This window comes from Variovorax atrisoli 110B (assembly GCF_000382045.1).
Classification (GTDB): Bacteria; Pseudomonadota; Gammaproteobacteria; order Burkholderiales; family Burkholderiaceae_C; genus Variovorax; species Variovorax atrisoli.
Map to the genome: position 1 here is coordinate 102440 of NZ_KB907466.1, position 7650 is coordinate 110089.

The 7650-nt window shown below is 68.6% G+C and carries 7 protein-coding genes; 4 read left to right on the top strand and 3 right to left on the bottom strand.

Translation table 11 applies throughout. The annotated features are described in order from the left end of the window. Nucleotides 1-33 precede the first annotated feature (33 nt). Both G369_RS0131240 and G369_RS0131245 read left to right on the top strand, forming a co-directional pair. Nucleotides 34-1350 (top strand): MFS transporter, encoded by a 1317-nt coding sequence (locus G369_RS0131240; protein WP_019658015.1) that lies wholly within the window; start codon nucleotides 34-36, stop codon nucleotides 1348-1350. 34 nt (nucleotides 1351-1384) lie between these two features. Next, nucleotides 1385-2599, top strand: a complete 1215-nt coding sequence (locus G369_RS0131245) for a M20 aminoacylase family protein (protein WP_019658016.1) — start codon at nucleotides 1385-1387, stop codon at nucleotides 2597-2599. Between the two features lie 131 nt (nucleotides 2600-2730). On the opposite strand, the gene G369_RS0131250 is transcribed toward G369_RS0131245, so the two are convergent. Beyond that, nucleotides 2731-3732: a recombination-associated protein RdgC gene (locus G369_RS0131250; protein ID WP_019658017.1), complete on the bottom strand. Its 1002-nt coding sequence runs from the start codon at nucleotides 3730-3732 to the stop codon at nucleotides 2731-2733. A gap of 134 nt (nucleotides 3733-3866) precedes the next feature. Here G369_RS0131250 and G369_RS0131255 point away from each other — a divergent pair, with 134 nt between their 5' ends. Next, nucleotides 3867-4820 carry a branched-chain amino acid transaminase gene (locus G369_RS0131255; protein ID WP_019658018.1) on the top strand — a complete coding sequence of 318 codons (954 nt, stop codon included), beginning with the start codon at nucleotides 3867-3869 and terminating at the stop codon, nucleotides 4818-4820. Nucleotides 4821-4838: 18 nt separating this feature from the next. After that, on the top strand, nucleotides 4839-5048 hold the full coding sequence (locus G369_RS0131260) for a zinc-finger domain-containing protein (RefSeq protein WP_013538728.1): 210 nt from the start codon (nucleotides 4839-4841) through the stop codon (nucleotides 5046-5048). 55 nt (nucleotides 5049-5103) lie between these two features. Here G369_RS0131260 and G369_RS0131265 read toward each other — a convergent pair whose 3' ends face one another. Together G369_RS0131265 and G369_RS0131270 are read right to left on the bottom strand one after the other, a co-directional pair. Then, nucleotides 5104-6375 carry an O-antigen ligase family protein gene (locus tag G369_RS0131265; protein WP_019658019.1) on the bottom strand — a complete coding sequence of 424 codons (1272 nt, stop codon included), beginning with the start codon at nucleotides 6373-6375 and terminating at the stop codon, nucleotides 5104-5106. A 173-nt stretch (nucleotides 6376-6548) separates the two neighbouring features. Beyond that, nucleotides 6549-7650, bottom strand: a 1102-nt coding sequence (locus G369_RS0131270; RefSeq protein WP_019658020.1) for an ATP-binding protein, incomplete at its 5' end; no start/stop codon positions are given.

A 7650-nucleotide genomic window follows, 5' to 3' on the forward strand; every position in this document is an offset into this window, starting at 1 on the left:
CCCACCGCAACCTGTACGTTGGAGTGACATTAGATGAGCGAAGCCGCATTGCCCGCAAGCCCGATCCTGGGCTCTTCTTCAACTGGCGCCGCGGCGCACGGCAAGGCAAAGCAGAGCCAGTTCCGCCTGATCGCCGCCTGCTCGCTGGGCAACGCGCTGGAGATGTACGACTTCACCGTCTACAGCTTCTTCTCGCTGCTGATCGGCAAGCTGTTCTTCCCCTCCGACAGCCCCTACGGTTCGCTGCTGCTGGCCGTCGCCACCTTCGGCATCGGCTTCGTGATGCGGCCGCTGGGCGGCGTGATCATCGGCAACTACGCCGACCGCAAGGGCCGCAAGGCCGCGATGACGCTGACCATCGGCCTGATGGTGCTCGGCACGCTGTGCATCGCGTTCGCGCCGCCGTATGCATCGGCCGGCGTGTTCGGCTCGCTGATGATCCTCGCGGGCCGGCTGCTGCAGGGCTTCTCGCTCGGCGGCGAGGTGGGCGCTGCCACGTCGATGCTGATGGAGGCGGGCGGCGTGAAGGGCCGCGGCTTCCGCGTGAGCTGGCAGCTCGCGAGCCAGGGCGTGTCGGCGCTGCTGGGCGCACTCACCGGCGCCGCGCTGTATGCCGCGCTGCCGCAGGCCTCGCTGGAGAGCTGGGGCTGGCGGCTGCCGTTCCTGCTGGGGCTGCTGATCGCGCCGGTGGGGCTCTACATCCGCTCGCACCTGGAGGAAACGCACGTCGCCGAGAGCCACGAATCGAGCCCCATGGGCCGGCTGCTGCGCGAGCACGGCGGACTGGTGCTCAAGGGCATCCTGGCGACCACGGCCGGCACGGCCACGATGTACCTCGTGGTGTTCTTCATGCCCACCTACATGATCCGCGTGCTGCACATGCCGCCATCGCTTTCGCTGCTGTCGGGCTGCGTCACGGGCATCACGCTGTTTGCGGTGTCGCTGGTGGCGGGCCGGCTGGCCGACCGGCTGCCGAACCGCAAGCCGCTGGTGGTCGGCTCGCTGCTCTTCAGCCTGATCGCGGTGTACCCGGTGTTCTGGCTCATCGGCCAGTACCCGAGCGTGCCGCTGGTGCTGGCACTCTCTGCGCTGCTCACCGCGAGCGTGAACATCGGCACCACGCCCATGTTCCTGATGCTGCTGGAGATGCTGCCGGCCGGCGTGCGCGCCAGCGGCATCTCGGTGATCTACAGCGTGGGCGTGACGGTGTTCGGCGGCTCCTCGCAGTTCATCGTGACCTGGCTGCTCGCCAAGACCGGCAACCCCCTCTCGCCGGCCTTCTACATGATGGCCTGCGGGGTGATCAGCCTCTGCGCGCTGCTGAGCCTGCGCGAACGCAAGGCGGCATGAACCTCACGACGATCTCAAGCAGGAAGCTCCACGAATGACCCGCCAACTCAGCCCCCAGACCCACAAGCTCCTGTCGCGCCTGTTGCCGCAGGCCGACGTCGACACGCAGGCCTTCGTCGACATCCGCAGGCAGATCCACGCCAACCCCGAGCTCGGCTTCGAGGTGAACGCCACCAGCGAGCTGGTCGCGAACCTGCTGCGCAGCTGGGGCTACGAGGTGCACACCGGCATCGGCCGCACCGGCATCGTGGCGCAGCTCAGGCTCGGCAGCGGCACGCGCCGCCTGGGCATCCGCGCCGACATGGACGCGCTTCCCATCACCGAGGCCACCGGCCTGCCGTACGCCAGCCGCAACGCCGGGCGCATGCACGCCTGCGGGCACGACGGCCACACGGCCATCCTGCTGGCAGCGGCCAGGGCGCTGGCAAAGGCGCGCAACTTCGACGGCACGCTGAACCTGATCTTCCAGCCCGATGAGGAAAACCTCTGCGGCGCGCGCGCCATGATCGAGGACGGCCTGTTCGAGCGCTTCCCCTGCGACACGGTCTACGCGCTGCACAACGCGCCCGGCGTGCCGGTGGGCACGATGATGGCGATCGAAGGCCCGGTCACGCTGTCGTCCGACGTGGCCGACGTGACCATCAAGGGCGTGGGCGGGCATGGCGCCATGCCGCACCGCGCGCGCGACCCGGTCGCGGCCGCCGCGGCGGTGGTGACGGCCCTGCAGACGGTGGTGGCGCGCAACGTGGCGCCCGACGACACGGCGGTGGTGTCGGTCGGCTTCATCCGCGGCGGTGCCACGCACAACGTGATCCCTCAGTCGGTGTCGCTGGGCCTGAACGTGCGCGCGGCGCGGCCAGAGACGCGCGCGCTGGTCGAGCAGCGCATCCGCGAGATCGTGAGCCTCACCGCGCAGGCGCACGGCGTGGAAGCCGAGATCGACTACCGCCAGCTCGTGCCGCCGGTGGTCAACACCGCCGCCGAGACCGAGCTTGCGGCGCAGGTGTGCGCCGAGCTGGTGGGCGAGGAGAACGTCGTCAGGCAGGCGCCCAAGGGTTTCTCGGGCAGCGAGGACTTCGCCTGGATGCTCTCCGAACTGCCGGGCTGCTACCTGCTGCTGGGCAACGGCGAGGGCGAATTCGGCGGCTGCATGGTCCACAACCCCGGCTACGACTTCAACGACGAAGTGCTGCCGCTGGGTGCCGCCTGCTGGGTGCGCCTGGCGCAGACCTACCTGGCGAAGACGTGAACAAACCTGCTGCGCAACCCGGTCTCGCATCTGCGGTCCTCGCCGCACGCAAGTACGGTTCCGGTCCTCGATGCAAGCTGGGGCTGCTCGCTACGGCTTCCTCACGCCTTCGGTGCGCCTTGATCTAAGACCTAGAACGGCGCGTCTTCTTCCTCGGGCGCATCGGCCGGCACGGTCGTCGTGGGCGCGGCTGCAGCAGCGGGCTTGGGTGTTTCGTCCGGCGCTGCTGCAGAGAAAGCCGCCTCGCCGCCCAGCGCATCGAGCAGCGCGGGCACCAGCTGGCCCAGCTCGCCCGTGGCGATGGCCACGTCGGCGTCGAAGTTGTCTTCCTTCTTGCCGCCGGCCGCGCCGTCGCCCGTGCCTTCGAGGAAGGCGATCTTGCGGATCAGCAGGCCGTGCGTGAGCTCGAAGGACACGCGGTCGTCCCAGGTCAGCGCGAGGCGGGTGGGGCGCTTGCCGTCGGTGATGTGCTGCTTCACCTCGTCGATGTCCAGCGGGTGCTTGGCGTAGCGCACCACGGCCTTGGAGTCGTCGCTGGCCTTGAGCTCGCACTCGCGGTCGATGGTGAAGCCGGCCGGCGGCTCCTGCGTGAGCAGCCAGTTGGCCATGGCGGCGGCAGGCTCGACCTGGGTGTTGATGAGTGCCACCGCGAAGCCGTCGAGTGACTTCACGAGGCTGGTGACCACTTCGTCGGCGCGCGAGGCGTTGCCGGTATTGATCACCAGGCGGTTCTCGGCCTTGTCGATCCACACGGTCACGCGGGCGGTGCGCGTGAAGGCCATGGGCAGCAGCTCCAGGGTGATGTCTTCCTTGAGCTCCTTCTTTTCCTTCTTGCCGGGCTTGCGGCCGGTGGTGGCCTCGATGTGGGCGCAGCGCTCGTCGACCTTGCGGCGCACGACCGAGCCGGGCACCTGCTTGCTCTCGATCATGTATTCGACCAGCCACTGGCCGTCGATGGATTCGATCAATGGGCCGTTGGCTTCGCCGCGCGGCTCGATCCAGCCGGCGGACTTCTCCTGCGAGGGGCCGCAGGGCTCGAAGCGCTGCCTGCCCAGGCCTTCCTCCGCCTCGGCCAGTGTCTGGGACCAGGCGGGTTCGATGCGATAGACGATGACGTTCTTGAATACGGACACGGAAACCCTTTTTCCAACGGTTTGGACAGCCGGCCATTGTCGGGCAGCCTGTTCGGCCCGGCGCCGTAAAATCGCAAGCTTTTGCGACTTCCCTTCCTGTCGCACCCCCACACCGATCCCAAAGGAATCAGGAAATGAGCTCGATCCCCCCCTCGCTGGACGACCGTGACGGCAAGATCTGGATGGACGGCGAACTCGTGGACTGGCGCGACGCCAAGATCCACGTGCTGAGCCACACGCTGCACTACGGCTGCGGCGCCTTCGAGGGCGTGCGCGCCTACAAGACGGCCGACGGCAGCACCGCGATCTTCCGCCTGGCCGAGCACACCGAGCGCCTGTTCAACAGCGCCAAGATCCTGCGCATGAAGATCCCCTTCACGCAGGAGCAGCTCAACGAGGCCCAGAAGCAGGTGGTGCGCGAGAACAAGCTCGAGAGCTGCTACCTGCGCCCGCTGATCTGGATCGGCTCCGAGAAGCTGGGCGTGAGCCCCAAGGGCAACAAGGTGCACGCCATGGTCGCGGCCTGGTCCTGGGGCGCCTACCTGGGCGAAGAGGGCATGAAGCGGGGCATCCGCGTGAAGACCTCGAGCTACACCCGCCACCACGTCAACATCACGATGACGCAGGCCAAGACGGTGAGCAACTACACCAACTCGATCCTGGCCAACATGGAAGCGCTGGACGACGGCTACGACGAGGCGCTGCTGCTCGACGCGAGCGGCTTCGTGTCGGAAGGCGCGGGCGAGAACATCTTCGTGGTCAAGGGCGGCGTGGTCTACACGCCCGACCTGTCGGCCGGCGCGCTCAACGGCATCACCCGCAACACCATCCTGCACGTGTGCAAGGACCTGGGCCTGGAGCTGGTGCAGAAGCGCATCACGCGCGACGAGGTCTACGTCGCCGACGAAGCCTTCTTCACCGGCACGGCCGCAGAAGTCACGCCGATCCGCGAGCTCGACCGCATCGAGATCGGCAACCGCGGCGACGGCGGCGCGCGCGGCCCGATCACCGAGAAGATCCAGGCGGCCTTCTTCGACATCGTGAACGGCAAGAATCCCAAGTACGCACACTGGCTCACGAAAGTCTGAGCAGAAGAGAACGATCCCATGTCCACCAATGCAGTAGTCGAACTCCTGGCCAAGGAGCTCAATCATCAGGGCGGCGTTTTCTGCCCCAGTCCCAAGGCCGACATGAAGCTCTGGAACAGCCACCCGAAGGTCTACCTCGACGTGGCGCGCACCGGCGAGGCCAAGTGCCCGTATTGCGGCACGGTGTACCGGCTGAAGGCCGGCGAGGCGGTGTCGGCGCGGCACTGAGCCCGGCGAGCCCCAGCGCCGCTGAACCGAACGGCCCCGGCCGTCCGATGCCTCTTCAGGCAACCGGGCGGGCGGGGTCTTTTTCCAGGCGCTCCAGGCCTTTCAGGCGCGAGGAGAGCAGTCCGCGCCACGGATTCGGATCGTTCTTCTCCTGCGCGAGCCGCAGGTAGACCATCGCGATGAACAGCAGCGCCAGACCGATCTGCGCATCGCGCATGGCCGAGTTCACGCTCGAGGCGATCAGCGCGATCAGCGTCGCGGCCAGCGCGTAGCGGCCGGCGATGTCGGGCCGCTTCCATGCCTGCCAGACGGCGGCGACCATGATGAAGAGCAGGCTCAGCAGCGCGGGCAGGCCGCCTTGCGCGCCGACCCACAGGAAGTCGTTGTGCGGCATATTCGAGTCGGCCAGCAGGGCGGGGCCGCGCTTGTGCCACTGGTCGGTCCAGCCGCCGATGCCCCAGCCGGTGAGCGGTCGGTCGGCGATCATGAGGCCGGTGTCGCGGTACATGTAGTAGCGGATGGCCCAGCTGCCCTTGAAGACCGCGCCGGCCTGCGCCTCCTCGAGTTCCTGCACACCCACTTCGACCTTGTGCTGCAGCTGCGGCAGTTGGTAGAGCCCGGCGCCCATCACCACGGCACCCAGCACCAGCGCGCCCACCAGCATCTTCAGGTGGTTGCGCCACTGGTGGACGCACACCACCGGGATCACCAGCAGCAGCGCCAGCACCGAGGTGCGCGAGGTCAGCGGCAGCGCCACCACCAGGCCCAGGCCGAGCATCAGCACGAAGGCCGGAATGGCGCGCAGCGGCCTGTGGGCGGCGATCTGCGCGATACCCCATACGGCGGCGGTGGAGGCCACCACGCTGAACAGCAGCGCATTGCTGATCGACTTGTTGCCCACCTCCATCACCACCGCGCGCAGCGGCGACCAGATGTTGAAGCCGCCGACCGCGTAGAAGACGATGACCAGCACGATGTTCAGCGCCGCCACCAGCAGGAAGCCGCGCAGCGCCCAGACGGCCTCCTCGCGCGTGAGCGCCATCGCCATCAGCATCGTGAGGCCGATGCGTATGCCGTGGAACAGGTTGGAGCCAGTCTCGGGATAGTGCTGCCCGATGGCCAGCACGATGAAGGTCCATGCGAAGTAGGCCATCACCGGCCACCACAGCGGGTTGGCGCGCAGCCGCGCATAGCGCTCGCCGAGGCCGCCTGCCACCAGCATGGTGAGCAGCAGCACGATGGCCGAAAGATAGGTGACGCCGACCGGCATGAACACCACCAGCCCCCAGAACATGGCCGCGGGCCGAACGATGTGCGATCTCTGCATAGGGGCGGGATTTTAGGTTGGCGCCCCGCAGCCAACCTGACCTGGCTCTCCCCCAGGCTTCACGCACTTCGTGTCGCTGCGCCAACCCCCTCACCGGGGGCGACGCCTGCGGCCCGGCGAAGCCGGTTCCGCAGCGTCCCCGAATGGAGTAGGGACGATCGGCGAACGGGTTGTCAGTGGCTGCGCGCGGCCGCCGGCAGGCGGATCACGAAGCTGGCGCCGCCGCCGGGGCGGTCCTCGCAGCGCACGGTGCCGCCATGCCGCTCGGCGATCGACTTCACCAGCGCCAGACCCAGGCCCACGCCGCCGTTGCGCTCGCTGGCGCCGGGCAGGCGGTAGAAGGGCTCGAAGATGCGTTCGCGCAGGGCGGGCGGGACGCCCGGGCCGCGGTCGTTCACGCGCACGGTGGCATAGCCGTTGGCGCTGCCGAGTTCCACCGCGATCTCGCCGGCGCCGTAGCGGCGCGCATTCTCCAGCAGGTTGCGGATGGCGCGGCGCAGCAGGCGCGACACGCCCGGCACCGTGAGGCTGGCGTTGTCGGTGCCCTCGGCCAGGTCGAGTTCGGCGTTGACCTGCGAGCATTCCTCGGCCGCGAGGCCGGTCAGGTCGACCGGCTCGATGGTGCCCATGTCGGCCTCCCTGGCGTCGAGCCGGCTGGCCAGCAGGATCTCGTCGATGAGCTGGTCGAGCTCGCCGATGTTGCGAGATATCTCCTCGCGCGCCGACTGGCTCGGATGCTCGCCCATCAGTTCCAGCCCCATGCGGATGCGGGTGAGCGGCGAGCGCAGCTCGTGCGATGCGTTGGCCAGCAGCGACTTGTGCGAACGCACCAGCTGCTCGATGCGTTCGGCCGACGCGTTGAATCGTTTGGATAGATCAGCCACTTCGTCCTGCCCTTCTTCTGTCACGCGCACCGAGAGGTCGCCCTCGCCCCAGCGCTGCACGCCGCGCTGCAGCGACTCCAGCCGCTGCGTGATGCGCCGCACGATCGGGTACACGCCCAGCGCCACCGCCACGCCCACCAGCGCGATCATCCAGCCCAGCCCGAAGGGCGTGCGCCACGGCGCGAAGCCGCCGGTGCCGGTGGGCCGCTCGCGCGGCGCCACGCGCAGCGTGATGGCCTTGCCGTCGCTGAGCGTCACGTCGAACTCCAGGCCCTGGCCCGGCACGCGCAGCGCGGTGCCCGCGCCGATGGGCTTGTCCTGGGCGTCCAGCACCACCACGTTGCGCGGCACCGGCGCGAGCCGCTCGCGCTCGGCCTCGGCGGCCTCGCGC

Excerpts from the sequence above, each read along its gene's own strand:
- G369_RS0131260 (WP_013538728.1), top strand. The coding sequence starts at position 4,839 with ATGTCCACCAATGCAGTAGTCGAACTCCTGGCCAAGGAGCTCAATCAT.
- G369_RS0131245 (WP_019658016.1), top strand. The coding sequence starts at position 1,385 with ATGACCCGCCAACTCAGCCCCCAGACCCACAAGCTCCTGTCGCGCCTG.
- G369_RS0131240 (WP_019658015.1), top strand. The coding sequence starts at position 34 with ATGAGCGAAGCCGCATTGCCCGCAAGCCCGATCCTGGGCTCTTCTTCA.
- G369_RS0131255 (WP_019658018.1), top strand. The coding sequence starts at position 3,867 with ATGAGCTCGATCCCCCCCTCGCTGGACGACCGTGACGGCAAGATCTGG.
- G369_RS0131265 (WP_019658019.1), bottom strand. The coding sequence starts at position 6,375 with ATGCAGAGATCGCACATCGTTCGGCCCGCGGCCATGTTCTGGGGGCTG.